At 71.5% G+C, this 20,113-nt stretch carries 15 protein-coding genes; 2 read left to right on the top strand and 13 right to left on the bottom strand.

The genetic code is table 11. The annotated features are described in order from the left end of the window. Positions 1–17 precede the first annotated feature (17 nt). Complete coding sequence (locus KAG51_RS05265) at positions 18–1,577, bottom strand: DNA polymerase Y family protein (RefSeq protein WP_290581381.1); 1,560 nt, start codon at positions 1,575–1,577, stop codon at positions 18–20. Continuing rightward, positions 1,574–2,296, bottom strand: coding sequence for a hypothetical protein (locus KAG51_RS05260; RefSeq protein ID WP_290581379.1), 723 nt, complete (start codon positions 2,294–2,296; stop codon positions 1,574–1,576). The genes KAG51_RS05265 and KAG51_RS05260 overlap by 4 nt, the downstream gene beginning before the upstream one ends. 153 nt (positions 2,297–2,449) lie before the next feature. Between KAG51_RS05260 and KAG51_RS05255 the strand changes: the two genes are divergently transcribed. Then, a complete protein-coding gene (locus KAG51_RS05255) occupies positions 2,450–4,150 on the top strand; it encodes a BCCT family transporter (RefSeq protein ID WP_290581377.1) in 1,701 nt (566 codons plus the stop codon). A 75-nt stretch (positions 4,151–4,225) separates the two neighbouring features. Here KAG51_RS05255 and KAG51_RS05250 read toward each other — a convergent pair whose 3' ends face one another. The 9 genes from KAG51_RS05250 to KAG51_RS05210 all read right to left on the bottom strand — a co-directional run bounded on the left by KAG51_RS05250 (position 4,226) and on the right by KAG51_RS05210 (position 16,797). Beyond that, complete coding sequence (locus KAG51_RS05250) at positions 4,226–6,001, bottom strand: ABC transporter ATP-binding protein (protein ID WP_290581375.1); 1,776 nt, start codon at positions 5,999–6,001, stop codon at positions 4,226–4,228. Continuing rightward, the gene (locus KAG51_RS05245; RefSeq protein ID WP_290581373.1) at positions 5,998–6,990 is read right to left on the bottom strand and encodes an ABC transporter permease; all 993 of its coding nucleotides are present in this window, start codon (positions 6,988–6,990) and stop codon (positions 5,998–6,000) included. The genes KAG51_RS05250 and KAG51_RS05245 overlap by 4 nt, the downstream gene beginning before the upstream one ends. Next, positions 6,983–7,915, bottom strand: a complete 933-nt coding sequence (locus KAG51_RS05240) for an ABC transporter permease (RefSeq protein ID WP_290581371.1) — start codon at positions 7,913–7,915, stop codon at positions 6,983–6,985. The genes KAG51_RS05245 and KAG51_RS05240 overlap by 8 nt, the downstream gene beginning before the upstream one ends. Before the next feature lie 131 nt (positions 7,916–8,046). After that, positions 8,047–9,669 carry an ABC transporter substrate-binding protein gene (locus KAG51_RS05235; protein ID WP_290581369.1) on the bottom strand — a complete coding sequence of 541 codons (1,623 nt, stop codon included), beginning with the start codon at positions 9,667–9,669 and terminating at the stop codon, positions 8,047–8,049. A 227-nt stretch (positions 9,670–9,896) separates the two neighbouring features. Further along, complete coding sequence (locus KAG51_RS05230; protein WP_290581367.1) at positions 9,897–10,844, bottom strand: electron transfer flavoprotein subunit alpha/FixB family protein; 948 nt, start codon at positions 10,842–10,844, stop codon at positions 9,897–9,899. Between the two features lie 13 nt (positions 10,845–10,857). Next, a complete protein-coding gene (locus tag KAG51_RS05225) occupies positions 10,858–11,637 on the bottom strand; it encodes an electron transfer flavoprotein subunit beta/FixA family protein (protein WP_290581365.1) in 780 nt (259 codons plus the stop codon). A gap of 199 nt (positions 11,638–11,836) precedes the next feature. Further along, entirely contained in the window at positions 11,837–13,360 is a 1,524-nt protein-coding gene (locus KAG51_RS05220; RefSeq protein WP_290581363.1) for a hypothetical protein, read from the bottom strand. After that, positions 13,305–15,899, bottom strand: coding sequence for a hypothetical protein (locus KAG51_RS05215; RefSeq protein ID WP_290581361.1), 2,595 nt, complete (start codon positions 15,897–15,899; stop codon positions 13,305–13,307). The genes KAG51_RS05220 and KAG51_RS05215 overlap by 56 nt, the downstream gene beginning before the upstream one ends. Before the next feature lie 118 nt (positions 15,900–16,017). After that, entirely contained in the window at positions 16,018–16,797 is a 780-nt protein-coding gene (locus KAG51_RS05210; protein ID WP_290581359.1) for an enoyl-CoA hydratase-related protein, read from the bottom strand. Positions 16,798–16,947: 150 nt separating this feature from the next. Between KAG51_RS05210 and KAG51_RS05205 the strand changes: the two genes are divergently transcribed. Next, positions 16,948–17,814, top strand: coding sequence for an NUDIX hydrolase (locus KAG51_RS05205; RefSeq protein ID WP_290581357.1), 867 nt, complete (start codon positions 16,948–16,950; stop codon positions 17,812–17,814). Positions 17,815–18,111: 297 nt separating this feature from the next. Here the strand turns inward: KAG51_RS05205 and KAG51_RS05200 are convergent, their stop codons facing one another. Together KAG51_RS05200 and KAG51_RS05195 are read right to left on the bottom strand one after the other, a co-directional pair. Next, on the bottom strand, positions 18,112–19,050 hold the full coding sequence (locus KAG51_RS05200; RefSeq protein WP_290581355.1) for a hypothetical protein: 939 nt from the start codon (positions 19,048–19,050) through the stop codon (positions 18,112–18,114). After that, positions 19,047–20,012 carry a hypothetical protein gene (locus KAG51_RS05195; RefSeq protein ID WP_290581353.1) on the bottom strand — a complete coding sequence of 322 codons (966 nt, stop codon included), beginning with the start codon at positions 20,010–20,012 and terminating at the stop codon, positions 19,047–19,049. The genes KAG51_RS05200 and KAG51_RS05195 overlap by 4 nt, the downstream gene beginning before the upstream one ends. Positions 20,013–20,113: the final 101 nt, after the last annotated feature.

The raw sequence follows: 20,113 nt of genomic DNA, 5'->3' as shown, positions 1-20,113 counted from the left end.
TTGCTGGCCAGGGTGACTCAGTCATAGCGAGCCTCGGTGAACCAGGTGTCGCCGTCGAGGACCAGCAGCCAGGCGCGACCGTCGACGCCCACGACCTGGAAGCGGGCGACGCGGCGCGCGCTCGCCTCGTCCCACCACCGCTCGTCGACAGGCCACGGACCGGCCCAGGCCGCCACCTGTTGCCACGGCTCGGCCGCTGAGACCCGGAACCGCGACGGGACGGCCGAGACCGCGCCCCGCGCGGTGACCAGGACCCGCTGGCCCTCCGCACCCGCGACCGCGGCCTGGCTCGGCGAGGCGAAGACCGTGGCCGGTGCGGGGGCGGGGATCTGACCGGGCCACGGGCGCTCGGCGGGGCGGGCGACCGGGACCCGCTCGCCCCACGGCGCCGCGTGCACCTGGTCGCCCGGACTCCGCCCGCCCTGCGGACGCAGCACCTGCACCGCCTCGGGACCCACCAGCGCCTGGACCCGGGCCGCCCCGCCCTCGACCTGGGCGTCGTGCCCCGCGCCGAACAGGGTGTCGGCGTGCTCGCCCACGCTCGAGGTCTCCTCGGGCACGAACCGGACCGCGCCGATGCCCTGTGCGTACTCATCTCCCCGCCCAGCGCCCGGGACCCCGTGCCCATCTCCCCGCCCCCCTGCCGGGCCTGCCGCAGCGAGCTGCCAGCGCAGGCGGTCCAGGAGCGCCGGGGCGTCGAACCAGGCGGGGTGGCGCCAGGTACGGGCCTGGACCGTGGTGCCATCGGAGTCGACCTCGATGCGCACCGCCGTGACCACGAGTCCGTGCTGGGCGAGTGTCTCGACACACTGCTCGGCCGTGGTGCGCAGGCTGAAGACGGCAGCCTCGGAAGTCTCCAGCGGCGGCTCGAACGCCGTGCCGGTGACGAGGTCGGGCGGCGCCTGCCGACGGGCCACGGGCTGCGGGTCCTCACCCCGGGCGAGTCGGTGCAGCAGAGCCCCGGTGTCGCCGAAGCGGGTGCGCACGTCACCGGGAGCGAGCCGCGCGAACGACCCGAGCGTGCGCACGCCCAGCCGGCGCAGGAGATCGGCGAGCGCGACGTCCTCGACGACGTCGATGCCGAGCTCACCGACGAAGTCGGCCGATCCGCCGGGCGGCACGATCCAGACGTCCTGGGTCAAGGCCCGGCGCGCCGCGTGCTCAGCCGCGAAGACGCCGTCGGCGATGCCGCACCGGACGTCCCAGACCCCCAGCTCGACGACCCGCTCGGCCAGGACAGCCGCGGTCTCGCGCTCACCCCCGTAGTAGCGCGGCGGCACCCGCAGCGCGCACAGGCCCGGGCGGATGGGAGCGACCCCCGGCGTGAGCTCCTCGAGCGCCTCGAGGACCTCGTCGAAGCGGTGCGCCTCGACCTGGGGCGCACGGTCGACGAGGCGAAGCTCGGGACAGCGCGCCTGGGCGTCGCGGCGGCGCATGCCGCGACGGACCCCGGCGGCCCGGGCCGCCGGCGAGCAGGCCAGCACCTCACCTCCGGCCAGCACCGCCGCAGGAACCGTGGCGGGCAGTCCCGCGGCCACGACGGGCCAGTCGGGGCACCACACGACGAGGGTCCTCACGAGGCACCCCGCAGGAGCTGCAGCTCGGTGGTCTCGCCTGTCGCCCACGGCCCGGCATCCCCGGCTGTCTCCTGTGCCGCCCACGGCCCGGCATCCCCGCCTGTCTCCTTCGCCGCCCACGGCCCGGCACCTCCGCCGGTGTCGCCGGGCAGCCAGACCTCACGTCGTCGCGAGATCGCGACGTCGGTGCGCGCCTCGATGACGGCGCGTCGCGACCGCAGGTGACCGTGACCGTGACCGACCCCCGACCACTGCGACGAGACGAGAGACAGACGACCGTCGCAGCGGGGCCACTCCCCCCACACGACGAGCACGCACTGCCGGGCGCGCAGCCGCGCCGCCAGCCGGGCGGCGTCACGCGCCGAGACCCGGGCCGGGGGGCGCACCACGACGAGGGCGAGCGAGTCGACGAGGGCCGCCACGACCTCCCACCAGAGCTCGGCCGCATCCGGCACCATGACCAGGCGGTCGGTGTCGATGCCCGCCTCCTGGGCCGCGACGAGCCCGAGGTCCGGGCACTGCACGACTCCGAGCCATGCTCCCGCCGCCGAGGGGCCCGAGGCCAAGGTCAGGGCGAGGCTCGCGGCATCGACGCCGTACACCCCACCGACCCGGGGCGTGAGCAGCCCCGCGAGCGCGGGGTGGACCGGGATCGTGGCCGTGTCGACGGGGCGTCCCTCGAGTCGAGCGACACGTCGTCTGAGCTCGTCCAGGTCCATTCGACCATGATCGAACAGGTGTTCGATCCGGTCAAGTCCAGGAACTCCTCACGCGACCCAGCGGGGGCACCCTGCCGGGACCGTGCTTTTGCGTCAACTCATCAAGGCTGGCATGGTCGTAGGGCTCGACATGACTACATGTAAGGAGTTTTCATGGCCACCCCAACGGCCGAAAAGGCCTCCTCGGGGCCCGGAGGAGAGTCACGGTTCTCCTCGGTAGCCCCCTGGGTCTTCTTCCCCTCAGCAGGCATTCTGCTGGCCGTCGTCCTCTTCAGCATCTTCTTCCCCGATGCAACCGGTGACCTCCTGGCCTCAGCCCAGTCCAATGTCATCTCGGGCATCGGCTGGTACTACACGCTGGCGGTCAGCGGCTTCGTGATCTTCGCCATCTGGATGGGGGTCGGCCGCTTCGGCGACATCACCCTCGGCAAGGACGGCGAGGACCCCGAGTTCAGCCTCAAGGCCTGGTTCGCGATGCTGTTCGCCGCGGGCATGGGCATCGGACTGGTCTTCTGGGGTGCGGCCGAACCCCTGACCTTCTTCGCCGACCCGAAGCCGGGGGTCGAGGGCGGCGACGCCGACCTGGCGAACGCCGCCATGACGCAGGTCTTCCTGCACTGGGGCTTCCACGCCTGGTCCATCTACGTCGTGGTCGGCCTGGCCATGGCCTACGCGATCCACCGCAAGGGCCGCTCGGTCTCGCTGCGCTGGACCCTCGAGCCGATCTTCGGCGACCGGGTCAAGGGTCGTCTCGGCGACGCGGTCGACGTCATCGCCGTCGTGGGCACCGTCGCCGGTGTCGCGACCTCGCTCGGACTCGGCGTCCAGCAGATCACCGCCGGCATGGCGCAGCTGGGTCTGGTCGACGAGCCGACTGACACGATCCGCGTCATCGTGATCGTCGCGATCACGGCGGCCGCCACCATCTCGGTCGTCTCGGGCGTCGGCAAGGGCATCAAGTGGCTCTCCAACGCCAACCTGACGCTCGCCGGGATCTTCCTGGTGCTCGTCGCGGCCCTCGGACCCACCCTGTTCCTGCTGCGTGACTTCGTGCAGAACATCGGCAACTACCTCGCCAACATCGTCCCGCTGAGCTTCGAGACCGGCGCGGTCATCGAGGGCGGACCCGCCTTCCAGGCGGCCTGGACCACGTTCTACTGGGGATGGTGGATCAGCTGGGCGCCGTTCGTCGGTGTCTTCATCGCGCGCATCTCGCGCGGTCGCACGATCCGCGAGTTCGTCGCCGGCGTGCTTCTGGTGCCGACGCTCGTGACCGCCCTGTGGTTCACGGTGCTCGGCGGCACCGCGATCATGCGCGAGATGCAGGACGGCGACCTCGCGGGCGGCAGCCCCGAGAACGTGCTCTTCGAGCTGCTCGACGGTCTGCCGGCAGGCGGCCTGCTCTCGGGCATCGCGATCATCCTGGTGACGATCTTCTTCATCACGTCGTCCGACTCCGGCTCACTCGTGGTCGACATGCTGGCCTCCGGGGGCGACCCCGAGCCGCCGCGGTGGAGCCGCATCATGTGGGCCGTGCTCGAGGGCGCAGTGGCGATCGGCCTGCTCCTGGCCGGTGGCCTGAGTGCCCTGCAGACCGGGGCCATCCTGACGGCCGTGCCGTTCAGCGTGGTCATGATCGCCATGGCCGTCGCGACCTACAAGGCACTCAAGGCCGAGCACCGCGAGATCACGCGCCTCGCGCGTCGGGCTCGCGAGCGGGAGTGGCGGGCCGAGCTGACCGAGCACGTCACCGAGGAGCTCGTCGGCAACTTCGACGACCACCTGGGAGACCCGGTCGACGACCGGATCAACCGCGCGCTCGACGAGTCAGGGTCGGGCAAGCCGCAAGGCTAGGCGCACCCGACGACGCACGAGGGGCCGTGGACCAGATCTCTGGTTCACGGCCCCTCGTGCGTCAGTCGTCAGTCGTCAGTCGTCGAGATCGATCCTGGCGGCCGAGGAACCGCCCGCCTCGACCACACCGAGCGGGATCGACGCTCCCGGAATCGCCTCGAGCAGCAGTCGTGTGTACTCCTGCTGCGGCGCACTGAAGACCTGCTCGACCGATGCGGCCTCGACGACCCGCCCGTTCTGCATCACGAGCACGTCGTCGGCGATCTGCCGCACCACCGCGAGGTCGTGGGTGATGAACAGGTAGCTGAGGCCCAGCTCGGCCTGGAGGTCGTTGAGCAGCGTCAGGATCTGCGCCTGGACCAGGACGTCGAGCGCGGAGACCGCCTCGTCGCAGATCACGACCTCCGGCTCGAGTGCCAGCGCGCGCGCGATCGCGACGCGCTGGCGCTGGCCACCGGACAGCTCGTGCGGGAACCTCCGCATGACGCTGGTCGGCAGCGAGACCTTCTCGAGCAGGTCGCGGATCCGGCCCTCGCGCTCCTTCTCGGTACCGATCCCGTGGACCCGCAGTGGCTCCTCGATCGAGCGGTAGATCGTGAACAAGGGGTCCAGTGAGGCGTACGGATTCTGGAAGACCGGCTGCATCGTGCGGCGCAGACGGAGACGATCCTCCTTGCGGCGCACCCCCGCCACGTCGACGCCATCGAGCTTCACGGTGCCCGAGGTCGGCTCGAGCAGGCCGAGCACCATGCGGGCCACGGTGGACTTGCCGGACCCGGACTCGCCCACGATGGCGGTCGTGGTGCCACGCCGGAGCGAGAAGCTCAGGTCATCGACGGCGACGAAGTCCGTCTTGCCGAACGGTCCCTTGCCCGGCAACGTGAAGACCTTGGTGAGACCCTCGACCTCGATGACGTCGTCGCTGGCCCGACCGACGTCCGCCGGGACCGCGGCCGACTCGCCGCCACCGTGCCGGGCCTGCTTGTGAGCGGCCTCGCGCACCTCACTGCGCTGCTTGCCCGACGACAGGCGCTGGGAGGCCAGGGACGGAGCCGAGGCGACCAGCCGCTGGGTGTAGGGGTGGTGCGGGTCCTGGAGGATCTCGAGTGCGGGACCGGACTCGACGATCTGGCCCTTGTACATCACGACCAGGTGGTCGGCCCGCTCGGCCGCCAGCCCGAGGTCGTGGGTGATGAGCAGCACGGCGACCCCGAGCTCGTCGGTCAGGGTGTCGAGGTGGTCGAGGATCTGCTTCTGGACCGTCACGTCGAGCGCGCTCGTGGGCTCGTCGGCGATCAGGAGCTTGGGGCGCGCAGCGAGGCCCATCGCGATCAGCGCGCGCTGGCGCATGCCGCCGGAGAACTCGTGCGGGTACTGCTGCGCCCGGCGCGCGGCGTCGGGCAGGCCCGCCTCCTCGAGCAGCTCCACGACGCGGGCGTCGGCGGCCTTGCCGGTGGCGACCCCGTTGGCGACGAGGGCCTCCTTGATCTGGTGTCCCACCTTCCAGAGCGGGTTGAGGTTGGACATCGGGTCCTGCGGGACGAGCCCGATCGAGGAGCCGCGCAGCGCGACGATGTCCTGCTTGCGCGCCTGGGCGATGTCCTGGCCCTCGAACAGGATCTCTCCCCCGGTGACGTGGCCCGTTCCGGGGAGGAGCCCGATGATCGCGTGGGCCGTGGTCGACTTGCCCGACCCCGACTCCCCGACGATCGCGACGGTCTGTCCCTCGTAGACCGTGAGGTTCGCCCCACGGACCGCCGGGACGGGCTGCTTCTTCTCGTTGCGGAATGCGACGTCGAGATCGCGGATCTGGAGCAGCGGGGCCGACCCCGCGGTGGTGGCGGCGTTCACTTCTTCCTCGCCTTCGGGTCGAGGGCCTCTCGCACGGACTCACCGAGCAGGATGAAGCCGAGCACCGTGACGGCCAGGGCCACCGACGGCACGGCCAGCACGCGCAGGTGCTCGCCCGAGCGGATCTGCACCTCCGCGGCGGCGATGTCGTTGCCCCAGGACATGACGCTCCCGGGAAGGCCAAGTCCGAGGAACGACAGGGTCGCCTCGGAGACGATGAACACGCCCAGGGAGATCGTGGCCGTGACGATGACCGGGCCGATCGCGTTCGGCACGATGTGGCGGATGAGGTTGGCGCGGCTCGAAGCACCGATGGCCCGTGCGGCGTCGACGAACTCGAGATTCTTGACCTCGAGCACTGCGGCACGCATCTGGCGGGTGATCTGGGGCCAGGCGAACAACGACAACGCCAGGACGATGACCATGACCGCCCCCCAGAATCCACGATCCGGCCACGTGTTGTTGATGACCGAGACGACCACGATGCAGCCCAGGAGCAGGGGGATCGAGAAGAAGATGTCGCTCGTACGCGAGATGACCGTGTCGGCGAACTTGCCGTAATAGGCGGCCACCGCGCCGGTGACGACGCCGACCAGGACGAAGATGATCGTGGTCAGCACTCCGACGGCGACGGACGCGCGCGCGCCGTACACCGTGCGGGCCCAGACATCCGCTCCCTGCTTGGTGAAGCCGAACGGGTGGCCCGGGCGAGCCGGCTCGAGGCTGTCGGAGAGCTGCGCGTAGCGCGGATCGGCGTCGGTGAACAGCCGCGGGAACGCGATCATGACCGCCAAGAAGGCCAGGATGGTCAAGGAGGTCCAGAACAACGGACTGCGCCGCATGCGCTTCCAGGCCTCCTTCCACTGGCTCTCGGGGGCGACGTCGATGTCGACGTTGTCGATCGCCGCGAGCGGGGTGTCCTCGACCGGAGCGACGAACCGCTCCTGACCGGGACGCGGCGTGGAGCGGCGCGGAGTGTTCTCAGGCATAACGGATCCTCGGATCGAGCCAGGCGTACAGGAGGTCGACGAGCAGGCTCATGACGACGTAGATCAGCACCATCAAGGTCACGACCGAGACGATCGTCGGGCTCTCGCCCTTGAGGATCGCACTGTAGGCCAGCCCGCCGATGCCGGGAATGTTGAAGATGCCCTCGGTCACGATGGCGCCGGCCATCAGGGTGCCGAGGTCGGCGCCCAGGAAGGTCACGACCGGGATCAAGGAGTTGCGCAGGACGTGGTTGCGCACGACCTTGCCCTCCGACAGCCCCTTGGCGCGAGCGGTGCGCACGTGGTCGGCCGCGAGGTTCTCCGACACCGAACCGCGGGTCAGCCGCATCGCGAACGCGAGGGACGTGAGCCCGAGGACGATCGCTGGCATGATGAGGTCCGTGACGGTCCAGTCGCCTCCGACCGTGGCGGGAAGCCAGTCGATGCCGGCCTTGATGCCGATGAAGATCTGGAACAGGAAGCCGATCACGAAGATCGGCACGGCGACGATCACGAGCGACACGACGAGCGAGACACCGTCGAACCAGCCGCCGCGGCGAATTCCCGCGTAGGTGCCGATGATGATCGCGAACACCGCCTCGAAGGCGACCGCCATGAGGGCCAGGGTCACCGAGACGGGGAAGGCCCGCTGGATCTGGTCGATGACGGGCTGGCCGGAGAAGGAGGTGCCGAAGTCGAAGGTCACCGCCCCCTTGAGGAAGAGCAGCCACTGCACGATGAACGGCTTGTCGAGGTTGTACTGCGACTCGATCGTGGCCCTGGTGGCCTCCGAGACCGGCTTGTCACCGAACAGGTTCAGGACAGGATCGCCTGGGCGCAGGAAGACCAAGGCATAGATGATCAGCGTCGCAAAGACGATGACGGGGATCGTCTGGACGATCCGCTTGAGGATGTACCACCCCATGGCGCCTCCCTAGGGCCAGAGCTACCGACGGCGACCGGCTCGACGAGACCGATCGGCACAGCACACGACGCCCGGGCCTCCCGGGGGCAGCGGAGACGCTGCCCCTCGGGAAGCCCGGGTCGCCAGGTCTACTACTTGGTGATCTTGTAGTAGTCGGGCAGGTTCTGCCAGGTGAACTCGACGTTGTCGACGTCCGTGGCCGCCGCTGCCGCGATGTTGGAGTACCACAGCGGGATCGCCGGGAGGTCGGTGAACAGGATCGCCTGCGCGTCCTCGATCAGCGAGTAGCGGTCGTCACCCTCGGTGGAGGCCGCGTCGGCGATGGTCGCGTCGAACTCCGGGTTGGAGTAGTCGCCATCGTTGGAACCCGCGCCCGTGCCGTACAGCGGCCCGAGGTAGTTCAGCATCGACGGGTAGTCCGCCTGCCAACCGGTGCGGAACGCCGTGGTGATCGTCTTGTCGTTCACCTTGGCGCGGAGCTCGTCGAACGTCGCGTACGGGGCGCCGGAAGAGTCGATGCCCAGGGCGTTCTTGATCTGGTTCGTGGTCGCGTCGACCCAGGCCTTGTGGCCACCGTCGGTGTTGTACGCGATCTGGAACGATCCGGTCCACGGGCTGATCGCGTCGGCCTCGGCCCACAGCTCCTGAGCCTTGGTCTCGTCGAAGCTCAGGACCTCGTTGCCCTCGACGTCTGCGGTCCAGCCGTCCAGCACGGGCGCCGTGAAGTCCTCGGCCGGCGTGCGGGTGCCGTCGAAGATCTTGTCGGTGACTTCCTCACGGTTGATCGCGTAGGAGATGGCCTGACGGCGCAGCTTGCCCTCCTCGCCCGAGAAGTGCGGGAGGCTCTCGGGGATCGTGAAGGACTGGAAGACCGAGCCCGCCTCGTTGAACGCCTGGACGTCATCGGACTCGAAGGTCGCGAGCGCCGAGTCCGGAACGGTGTCCAGGACGTCGAGGTCCCCGCCCACGAGGTCGGTGTAGGCCGCGTCGAGGTCGGCGTAGAACTTGAAGGTCAGGCCACCGTTGGCCGGGTTGCGCGCCCCGTCGTAGTCGGGGTTGGTGACCATCGAGATCTGGACGTCGTGCTCCCAGCCCGAGTCCGACAGCATGTAGGGGCCGTTGCCGATGGGCCGCTCGCCGTACTCCGACGTGATCTTGCCGTCGGGGCCGAACGCCGCCTCGGGCAGCGGGAAGTAGGCCGAGTAGCCGAGGCGCAGCGGGAAGTCCGACTCCGGCTTCTTCAGCTTGATCGTGAAGGTCGTGTCGTCGACGACCGTCAGGCCCGAGATCGTGGAGACGCCCTCGGGGGTGTTGCCCTCGTCGTTGGTGCCCTCGATCGGGTAGAAGAAGTAGGCGTTGAGCTGAGCGTTGGCCGGGTCGGCGCCGTAGTTCCACGCGTTGACGAACGACTCGGCGGTGACCGGCGAGCCGTCGGTGAAGGTCCAGCCGTCGTTGAGCGTGACGGTCCAGAGCGTGGCGTCGTCGCTCTCGATCGACTCGGCGACCTCGTTGGTCGTGGAGCCGTCGGCGTTGTAGGACACCAGACCCGCGAAGAGGTTCTGGATCGGGTTGCCGCCGCCGGTCTCGTTGGTGGCCGTCGGGATCAGCGGGTTCTCCGGCTCAGAGCCGTTGACCGAGATGATCGCGTCGGTGGCCTCTCCACTGTCGTCGTCAGAACCGCCGCACGCGGACAGCACCAGCGCGCTTGCGGCCAGTGCCACGCCCGCGAGGCGAACTCGTCGTGTGAGTCGCATCCATTCCTCCTGTTGATGGGTGACCCGCGCGGTAGCGCAGGACAGCCGATGAATCCATCATGAGTATCACCAAGGAGCCAGCGAGCCATAGTCCCGACGGGCTACTTCATCAAATCGACACCGAACTACCCGGGGCCATCGCCTGACCTCGCCACACTCCGGACACGACCCGACCCCCGGACCACGAGGGTCCGGGGGTCGGGGATCGAGCGGTGTCGGCGGGCCGATCAGCCCTTGCGCGCGACGATGGCCTCGGTGGCCTGCGGCAGCACCGTCTTGAGGTCACCCACGACGCCGAAGTCGACGAGCTCGAAGATCGGCGCCTCCTCGTCCTTGTTGACCGCGACGATGGTCTTGGACGTCTGCATGCCGGCGCGGTGCTGGATCGCCCCGGAGATGCCGTTGGCGACGTACAGCTGCGGCGAGACGACCTTGCCGGTCTGGCCCACCTGGAACGAGTGCGGGTACCAGCCGGAGTCGACCGCGGCGCGCGAGGCGCCGACGGCGGCACCGAGGCTGTCGGCGAGCGCCTCGACCTCGGAGAAGTCGCCACCGGTGCCACGGCCGCCCGAGACCACGATCGCGGCCTCGGTCAGCTCCGGACGGCCCGAGGCCTCCTTGGGCTTGCTGGAGGTGATCTTGGCACCCTTGCCCGCGTCGGTGACGTCGAACGAGACGGCCTCGACCGTGCCGGCGGCCGACGCGGCCTCCGGGGAGGTCGAGTTCGGCTTGACGGCGATGACCGGCGCACCCTGGGTGACCTTCGCGTCAACGGTGAAGTTGCCGGCGAAGACGCTCTGGGTGGTGGTGACCGTGTCGCCGGCGACGGTGACGTCGACCGCGTCGGTGATCAGGCCGGACTCGGTGGCCAGCGCCACGCGAGCGCCGATCTCCTTGCCCTCGGTCGTGGCGGGCACGAGCAGCGCGGCCGGGCTCTTGTCGGCGACGAGCTGCGTGAGCGCCTCGGCCTTGGGGGCCACGAGGTACTCGCCGTAGACGGCGTCGTCGAGCTGGTAGACCTTCTCCGCGCCGTACTCGGCGAGCTGCGAGGGGACCTCGGAGCCGAACACGACGGCCGACGGCTCACCGATGCGGCGAGCCAGCGTGAGGAGCTCCAGCGACGGCTTGGTGACCTTGCCCTCGGGGGCGTCGATCAGCACGAGAACTTCAGACATGTCCCGTTCCCTTTCAGACGAACTTCTTGGAGGCGAGGAACTCGACGAGCTTGGTGCCGCCGTCGCCCTCGTCGGTCACGATCTCGCCGGCGGTGCGCGGCGGGCGGGGCTCGTAGGACTCCACGGCGGTCCAGGCGTTGTCCTGGCCGACCTCGGAGGCCTCGACGCCCAGGTCGGCCAGCGACCACTCGTCGATCGGCTTCTTCTTGGCCGCCATGATGCCCTTGAAGGACGGGTAGCGGGCCTCACCGGTCTGGTCGGTGACCGAGACGACGATCTTGCCGGTGGCCTCGATCTCCTGCGTCGCGGCGTCGCCGTCGCGGCGGATCTTGACGGTGTCGCCGTCGACCGTGACCTCGGAGGCGAACGTCACGGCCGGCAGGCCGAGGCGCGCGGCCACGAGCGTCGGGACGACACCCATGCCGGCGTCGGTGGAGGCCATGCCGAAGAACACCAGGTCGTACTCGAGCTTCTCGATGGCCTTGGCGAGCACGAGCGACGTCGCGAACGCGTCGGACCCGGCGATGGAGTCGTCGACGACGTGGACGCCGGCGTCGGCACCCATCTGCAACGCCTTGCGCACGGCGTCGGCGGCGTCATCGGGGCCGACGGTCACGACCGTGACCTCGCCCTCGCCGGCCTCGACGACCTGCAGCGCCTGCTCGACCGCGTACTCGTCCAGCTCGGACAACAGCCCGTCGACACCCTCACGGTCGACGGTGTTGTCGGACGTGAAGGTGCGGTCGGCCGTCGCATCCGGGACGTACTTGACCGCAACAACGATCTTGGTCACGGGGGACCCTCCTGGAAGGTTCGGGAATCACGGCGCCGGGATCGGCGTCGTGGCCACCGTTCGGTGGCACCTGAGGACACTGTGCCACTGCGCGACGAGCTGCAGTGAGGCGACCCTCAGCAACTTGCATGTTACCTACTCGTAGCATTCGGGGCGACCGGGAACCGGCATCGACTGCGTCACACCGCGAGCGCCGCGCTCAGTCGTCGTCGGCGCGCGAACGCAGCAGCGACTGGGCGCCGAGCCCGATCGCCAGGTACACGATCGAGCCGAGCCCCCACGCGACCAGCGCTTCCTTCTGGGCGGCGTTGGAGCCCGAGAAGTCGACGAACCCGGCCAGCGGGGCAGTCAGCGCGTCGCAGATCGCCGAGACGATCGAGTACAGGGTCCCGGAGTCGATGCCGAGCGCGGCGAGCATGGCGCCCACGGCGAGCACGACCGACAGGATCAGGCCCGCTGCGCTCACGACCGCCGCCACGACGGTCAGGACCGATCCCTTCCCGGCGGAACGGACCACGTCGGGCGGCTCCGGCACGTCGTCCAGGTCGGGGGACGCGTGGCGCGCGCGGTCCTTCTCGACCCGGGCGGCCGCCTTGGCCTCGATCTTGCGCTGGCGGTCCTGGGCCTTGCGCTCGCGCGCACTCGCCCGTGCCGAGACGGCCACGGCCGCCTCGGTCGCGCGTCGCTCGACGTCCTCCCAGTCGACCTCGGGGTCGTCGGCGGCCTGCTCCGCGGCGCGTCGCTCCTCGGCCTCGGCCCGCTCGGCCTCGGCCCGCTCGATCTCGGCCTCCTCGGCGGCACGGCGCTCGGCCGCACGCTCCTCGGCGATGAGCCGTTCGGCCTCGAGTCGCTCGGCCTCCAGCCGCTCGGCCTCGAGTCGTTCAGCCTCCTGCTGCTCGGCCTCGAGCCGCTCCTCGGCCGCGGCCGCGGCGGCGAGCTCGGTCACGACCTCGTCGTCAGCCAGCTCGCGGTCGATCTCGTCGGCGTCCCGAGCGGTCGGGTCCTCGAACACGTCCGTGGGGGGCGCCTCGAGAGCGCCCTCGCCGCGTCCGGCACGCCGCGCCTTCGCCTCCGCCCGGGCGCGGCGGCGCTCCAAGGCCGCTGCCTGGCGCGCCTGCTTCGCCACAGCCCGGCGCGACCGGGTGCCCGTACGACCGTCGGCGGGCGAGAGCGGCGCGGTGTCGTCGCCGATCGCCGGGTCCACGTCGCCCTGCGACGGCTCGGTGTCGCCCGAGGCGACCGGGACCACCTCGGGGTGTGCGTCGCCGCTCCCCGCAGCGGGCTCGACCTCCGCCTCCGGAGCCTGCGTGGCCGCTCGGCGCGCAGCACGACGCTCCAGCTTCTCGGCCCGCCGCGCCGCGCGCGCCTCGGCCTTGAGCCGGCGTGCGCGCTCGCGCGGCGACGAGTCGGCGTGGCCGTCGCCCTCGTCGGGCTGCGCCTGCGCCTGCGCCTGCTCCGCGTCGGCGTCGAGATCCGGCTCGAGCTCGACCGGGGCCGCGTCGGCCTCTGTCTCGGCGTTCGCGCGCTCCTCGGCCTCGGCCTGCGCCGCCCACTCCCCCGCGGTCGTCAGACCGGCGAGAGCACGCTGCAGCGGACTCGTGCCGACGACCGGGCGGTCGGCGGTCCGTCGCTCGGGATCGCCCGTGCCGGACGGTTCCCGAACCTGCTCACTTACGTCGGACGACTCTTTTTCTGGTCGGGGAGGCAAGGGCTCCCGACTCACCGCTCACCTCCTGGAGCGATTCGTCCGAGTCGTCGTCGGCTTCGTCCTGGCCGTCGTCGACGAACTCTGACGCCGTCGGCGCGGAGGGTGCGAGTGGCGTGCCTCTGGCGGCCTGGTTCGCCATCACGATGTGCTCCTGGGCGACTCGCTCGGCCTCGGCCTCGGCGGCGGCGACCCACTCCATCGCGGTGCGCTCAGCCTCCTGCAGCTTCTGCTCGGCGGCCTCGCGGGCGGCGGCCACGGCCTGGCTGAGCCGCTCCTGGGCCTCGCGCTTCGACGTCGCCGTGACCCGCTCGGCCTCCGCCTGCGCCTCGGCGATCCGTCGCTGCGACTCGGCCTCGGCCGCGGCCGCGACACGGCGCGCCTCCTCCTGGGCAGCAGCGACCTTCTCGGCGGCGGAGCGCTCGGCCTCGGCGACCTGGTGCTCGGCGTCCCGGCGTGCCTCCTCGGCGGCGAGCTGCTGCTGCCGCTCGGCCTCGGCCCGTGCCTGGGCCGCGACCCGAGCGGCCTCGGCCGCCTCCGCGGCGACCCGCTCGGCCTCGGCCTGCGCCAGGCGCACCCGCTCCTCCGCGACCCGCTCGGCATCGGCGAGACGCTGGGCGGCCTCGACCCGCTGGGCCTCGGCCTCCTCGGCCAGACGACGCGCCTGCGCCTCGGCCGAGGCGACAAGAGCCTTGGCCTCGTCGCGCTCGCGGGCGAGCTCGCCCGCCGCCGCCTCGTGACGCGCGGCCGCCTCCGAGGCGAGCCGCTCGGCCTCGACCTTGGCCGCGACGAGCTTCTCCTCGGCTGCGCGCTCCGCGTCAGCCACACGAACCGCGATCGCGACCCGCTCGGCCGCGACCTCCTGCGCGTACTTCTCGGCCTCACCCTTGGCCGCAGCGATGTGGTTGGCCGAGGTCTCCTCGGCGTCGCGCACGATCGTCTCGGCCTCCGCCTTGACCTCGGCCAGGCGCCGGTCGGCGTCCTCACGCTCGGCCGCGAGCTGGGCCCTGGCTGCCTCGCGCTCCTGGGCCGCCTGACGTGCGACGTCGTCGGCCTTGGCCTGAGCGGCCTGGATCCGCCGCTCGGCGTCGGCCTCAGCCGCCTGGAGCCGCTCCTGCGCCGCACGCTCGGCCTCGGCCTCGGCCTCGGCAATGCGCTTCTCGGTGTTGCGGGCCGCCTCCTCCTCGGCGGCCTGCACGAGCCGGTAAGCCTCGGCCTCGGCCTCGGCGATCCGGGCTGCAGCGGCGCGTTCGGCGTCGGCCTTGGCGGCGGCGACACGTTCGTCGGACTCGCGCTGGAGCTGCGCGATGCGCGCGGCAGCCGCAGCACGTTCGCTCTGGATGTCGCGGTTGACCCGCTCCGCCTCGGCGCGCGCCGCGGCGACGCGTTCCTCGGCAGCCTGCTCGGCAGCCTGCAGCTTCTGGGCGGCGATCTCGCGCTGCCGGGTCTCGTCGGCCTCCAGACGCGCCTCGAGATCGGCGCGCTCACGGGCGGCCTCCTCCATGAGGCGCGCGGCCTCGGCGCGCGCGGCGGCCACCCGGCCCTGCGCCGCGGCACTCGCGGCGGCAAGCTTCTCGGCGAAGGTCTGGCTGACCGCTGTCGGCACCGGCTCCGGCGTCGCGAACGACGCAGCGGCCGTCTCGGCCACGGGCTCCGGGTCGGGCGCGACCTCGGCCACCGGCGCAGGCTCAGGCTCAGGGGCGACCTCAGCCACCGGCTCGGGCTCGGACTCCGGCTCCGGCTCGGGCGCGACCTCGGCCACCGGCTCAGGCTCAGGCTCAGGGGCGACCTCAGCCACCGGCTCGGGCACGGACTCCGGCTCAGGCTCCGGCACGGACTCAGCCACCGGCTCAGGCTCAGGGGCGACCTCAGCCACCGGCTCAGGCTCAGGCTCGGCGGTCTTCGCGGGCTCGGGGGTCTTGGCGTCGTCGGCAGCGAGCTCGCCGGCCGTGGCGGCGCTCCACAGGCGACCGAAGACCGACTCCCGCGGCTCTTCGGCATCCCCCAGCGGATCGGACGCCGCTTCGCGAGACGTCGCCGCCTCGGGCTCCTGACCTCGCTGGATCTCCTCGGCGATCTCGTCGCGGCTCAGCTCGCGGGTCGACTCGCCCGCGTCGCTGCGCTCAGCCACGGTCTCGCGCTCTGCCTCGTCGCCGGGCTCTGCCTGGTCGCTGCGCTCGGGCACCTCAGCACGCTCCGCTGCGGCCCGTCGAGCGGCGTCGAGCTTCTGGGCCAGGGTCTGCGGCTCCGCGGTGGCCGAGGCGTCCTCGGGCCGGCCGGAGGTGGCCTCGGTCGGTGCCGACGCGTCGGCGGTCTCGGAGGTCGCGTCGTCGGACGAGCGGCGAGCCGCGCGCTCGTCGCGACGGCGCTTCGCCGCCTCCAGACGCGCAGCCTTGGCCGCAGCACGACGCTCCCGCGCCGTCATCGGCCGACCGTCGGAGCCCGACGAGCCGGCGGAAGCACGTTCGTCACCGGAGTCGTCGATCATGTCCGCCGCGACCCGCAAGGGGTCGGAGGGAGCACTCCCGGTGGTCGGCTTCTCGTCTGAGTCGCTCATGACTCCCTTTCCTCGCGGGCCATGATGGGTCACGTCCGCATCAGTATGCCTCAAGTGTCACTAGCGTCCACGCACATTTCAGGCAGACCGCGGACGCATCGGGGCCGGTCGACGCAGCTCAGCGGCCGGTGAAAGTCGCCTTCCCGGGTCCATTCTCGACGAACGAGGTCATTCCCGCCGTGCGATCGTCGGTCGCGAACAGGCCGGTGAACTCCACGCGTTCGATCTCCAGCCCCGACTGCAGGTCGACCTCGAGCCCGCGATCGACAGCCGCCTTGGCCGCGCGCAGGGCCAGGGACGCGCCCCCCACGAACTGCGCCGCCCACGCGACCGCCGCGGAGTAGACCTCGTCCGCGGGGAGCACACGATCGACCAGGCCGATCGCGAGCGCCTCCTGGGCGTCGACGAAACGTCCCGTGTAGATCAGGTCCTTGGCGGTGGCAGGACCCACCAGGCGGGCCAGGCGCTGCGTGCCCCCCGCGCCGGGGATGATCCCCAGCAGGATCTCGGGCTGACCCAGCTTGGCGCCGTCGGCAGCGAAGCGCAGATCGGTCGCCAGGGCGAGCTCGCAGCCTCCGCCGAGGGCGAATCCCGTGATCGCGGAGACCGTGGGCTTGCCGATGGCCGCGACGGCTCGGGTGAACTCCTGCAGGAGGTGGGCGTGTCGCACCATCTCCTGGTAGGACATCTCCGCCATCTCCTTGACGTCGGCGCCGGCGGCGAAGACCCGCTCGCCGCCGTGGAGGACCACCGCGGCCACGTCGTCGCGCGTGTCGGCCTCGCGGCTGACCTCGATCAGCTCACGCTGCACCTGCGCGTCGAGCGCATTCATCTTCGGTCGGTCCAGGCGGATCGTCCCCACCCCGTCGGCAACCTCGAGCCGCACGAACTCTCCCACGTCAGTCTCCTCGCCCGCGGCCCTCTGGCCGCTTCTCACGTCGCGGCCCGGGTGGCCCGCCTCGTCGATGTCGCCGAGCATAGGGGCGCACCGACGTGACCGCGTACGGTGGTCGGGGCCCGCGACCGGGGGGCCGCACGAGAGGCAGGCATGGACGCACGCGAGATCGCCGACGACACCGTCACCCTGCGCCCTGAGCGCTCCCAGGCCGAGTTCGACGGCTACAGCGTGTGGGCGGACGGCGAACGAGTCGGCTCGGTCGCGCTGCGCCAGGAGTCGCGCTCGACGTGGTCGGTGCGCTGGAACGTCGGCTCCGGCGACTCCGCCCTGCGGTGGGCGCTGCACGCCGTCGGGCTGGCGGTCGACCACGTGCTCGGCGAGCTCGGGGCCGGGCGGGTCGAGGCCCGGATCCCGGTGGAGCGCAGCACCGACGTGCGAGCGGCGTCGATCTGCGGACTACGGCGCGAAGGGCTCCTGCGCGGCCCGCACGGCGAGCCGGACCGCGTGCTGATGGCCCGACTGGCCACCGATCCGCCCGCGCGGTCCCGTGACGGCTTCATCGCGATCCTGAACGCCGGACTGCCGACCAAGCGCGTCATCGCCCAGGGCCTCTGGCGCGACCAGGAGGGCCGGGTCCTGTTGTGCGAGCTGACCTACAAGCAGGAGTGGGACCTGCCCGGGGGTGTCGTCGAGGTCGGCGAGTCCCCGGCGGTCGGGCTGCGCCGCGAGCTGCTCGAGGAGCTCGGGCTCGACGTCGAGGTCGGAGACCTCGTCACGGTGAGCTGGCTGCCCGCCTGGCGGGGCTGGGACGACGCCTGCATCTTCCTGTTCGACCTCGGGGTCGCCGACGAGTCCATCACGTCGGACATGACCCTCCAGCCGACCGAGATCGCGGGCGTCCACTGGTGCGACGTCGCGACGATCGGCGAGAAGGCCACCGCTGCGGCCACGGAGGTGCTCGCCTCGGTGGCCGCCGGAGTCGCCAGCTACCGCGAGGCACCGCTGGCCCCCGAGTGAGCCGGTCAGGCGCACACACTGCCGGCCACCCGTGGATCGACGGGCCGAGCCGCAGGCGAGGCAGGCGCCCGGGCGTAGCCCGGCACCCGCAGATCCACGGGCCGAGCGAAGCGAGGCAGGCGCCCGGGCGTAGCCCGGCACCCGCAGATCCACGGGCCGAGCGAAGCGAGGCAGGCGCCCAGGCGAAGCCCGGCCCCCGCAGATCCACGTGCCGAGCGAAGCGAGGCAGGCGCCCGGGCGAAGCCCGGCACCGGCGAGGAACGAGCCGGTGGAGCGACGAGGAACGAGTCGCGCGCCCTACTCCACCGCCACGACACCACCGAACTGACCCAGGACGCGGATCTCGCCGTTGCCCGGTGGCACCAGCAGGAGCACCTGGTGGTCGAACCGGACCGTTCCGCTGCCGACGATGCCCTCCGGCGCGAGCGCCCTCTGCACCGTCCCGTCGGGATAGGTCACGCTGCGGCCTGGGGTGACCTGGAACTGGTCGGCGCGATGCAGCGTCGCGAACACGAGTGCACCGCCGTCGGACGTCCGGATCGCGTGCTCCACGGGATCGGCGCCCCACGCCTGGCTGAACTCGACGTCCGCGAGCTGCTGGTTCTGCGCGAACGCGTCGCGCATCTGCTGCAGGAAGGCGTCGTCGCCCGCCACGTCGTCACCGGCCGCCTCCGGGAGCGCCGAGAGCGACGCGACGTACGCGTCCACCGCCGCTTGCGGAGACAGGACCATGCCGCGATCGTCGTCCGGGGCGACGGCGAGCGCGTTCGCGTCACCACTGGCCCGCAGCTTCGGCAGCGTGGCCTCGGCGACGATCCGGGGGCTCGCGACGAGCGTCCAGGTGTCGACCGAGCTCATGCGGCTGAAGACCTGGACCCGACGCTCGGCGCCGTCCTCGGTCGAGGCGACCGCCATGAACCAGAGGGGGTAGGCCTTGAACCGCGGGATCGCGACCTCGTCCGCCCGCAGCGTCGTGCGGACGGCACCGCCCTCGACCTGGAAGGCCGCGGTGTCGATGTCCAGGACGCTGCCGCGCTCCACGACCGACAACGGCTGCGCGGAGTCGATGTCGACTGCGGCGTTGTAGACCTCGCGATAGCGCGCGTAGACGGCGTCGACGCCCGCCTCCTCGATCGCCAGCTTGCTGGCACCGGTGTCGTCGCGCTGGTGCGGTATCGCGCACGCCGCCAGGGTGAGGCCCACGACGAGGGCCATCACGACACGAACCGGCCTCATCGCGGGCCGTCCTCGGGCTCGTCGTCCGGGGCGATCTCGAACTCGTGCAGCTCGTCCTCGCCCACCTCGTGCTCCACCCCGTCGTCGTCGATCCAGACGTACACCGGCCGAGGGAGCTCGGCCGACGCTCCGCCTCCGGGTGCGGGCTCGTCGACGGGCTCGTCGACGGCCACGTCAGCGGCCTCGTCTGCACCGTCGTCGGCCTCGGCCTCGGCCCCCTCCAGAATCTCTTCCTCGTCGACGATCTCGAAGCCCTCGAGCTCGGCGGGATCGATCTCGTGCTCCACGCCGTGCTCGTCGACGTACACGAAGACCTCGACCTCCTCCACGAACTCGGCGTCCTCGTCATGGTCGGGCTCTCGCCACAGGTGCCGCCGGCGCAGCAGGACACCGAACCACGCCAGCCCGATCCCGAGCAGCGCGATCCCGGCGCCGCGCCCGAACCCACCGCGGATCCCGTAGGCCATCGTGACCTCGAGCCCCGAGAGATTCGTCGAACCGACCGCGACCACCGCGACCGAGACGGGCTCGTCGGGCAGCGTCAGGCTGATGTCGGCTCCCCCGAGACCCGCCTGCGAGACGACCCACCAGTCCAGTGCCGTGGGCGCCGACGGGAGATTCGGCTCCCCCTCGACGTCCCGGGTCTGGATCGTCCACGGCGCGGCGTAGGACGTGATCTCGACGCGCGCGGTGTCCTGGAGGTAGTCCTGGACGTCGACGGTGTTACCCACACCGACGAACACGGGCTTGTCGATCGGCACCTCCACGAGCAGGTCGACCTGCACCCCGACGAACCGCACGGCCCCCGGCGCGGTCACGACGGCAGCGGTGTCGGTGTCGATCGCGTGCGGGCCTGTCGTCACCCGGCCGTCGGGCCCGAGGACGACCATCACCGCGAGACCCACGAGGGCCACGAGCACGCCGAGCACCGTGAGTGCCCACGCACCGATCCTGCGCCGCATCGCGCGCACCGTCCCTCCCGCATCGCGGTCCGCCCGTGCTGGACCGCCCGGCCGACACTACCGGCGTCCAGACCCCGCGGCGGGCGACTCGCGGTCGCGCC

Origin of the sequence: Aeromicrobium sp. (assembly GCF_023146395.1) — a bacterium.
Lineage (GTDB): Bacteria > Actinomycetota > Actinomycetes > Propionibacteriales > Nocardioidaceae > Aeromicrobium.
Note: the sequence above shows the minus strand (reverse complement) of the source record. Positions and strands in the feature narration are given on the sequence as shown.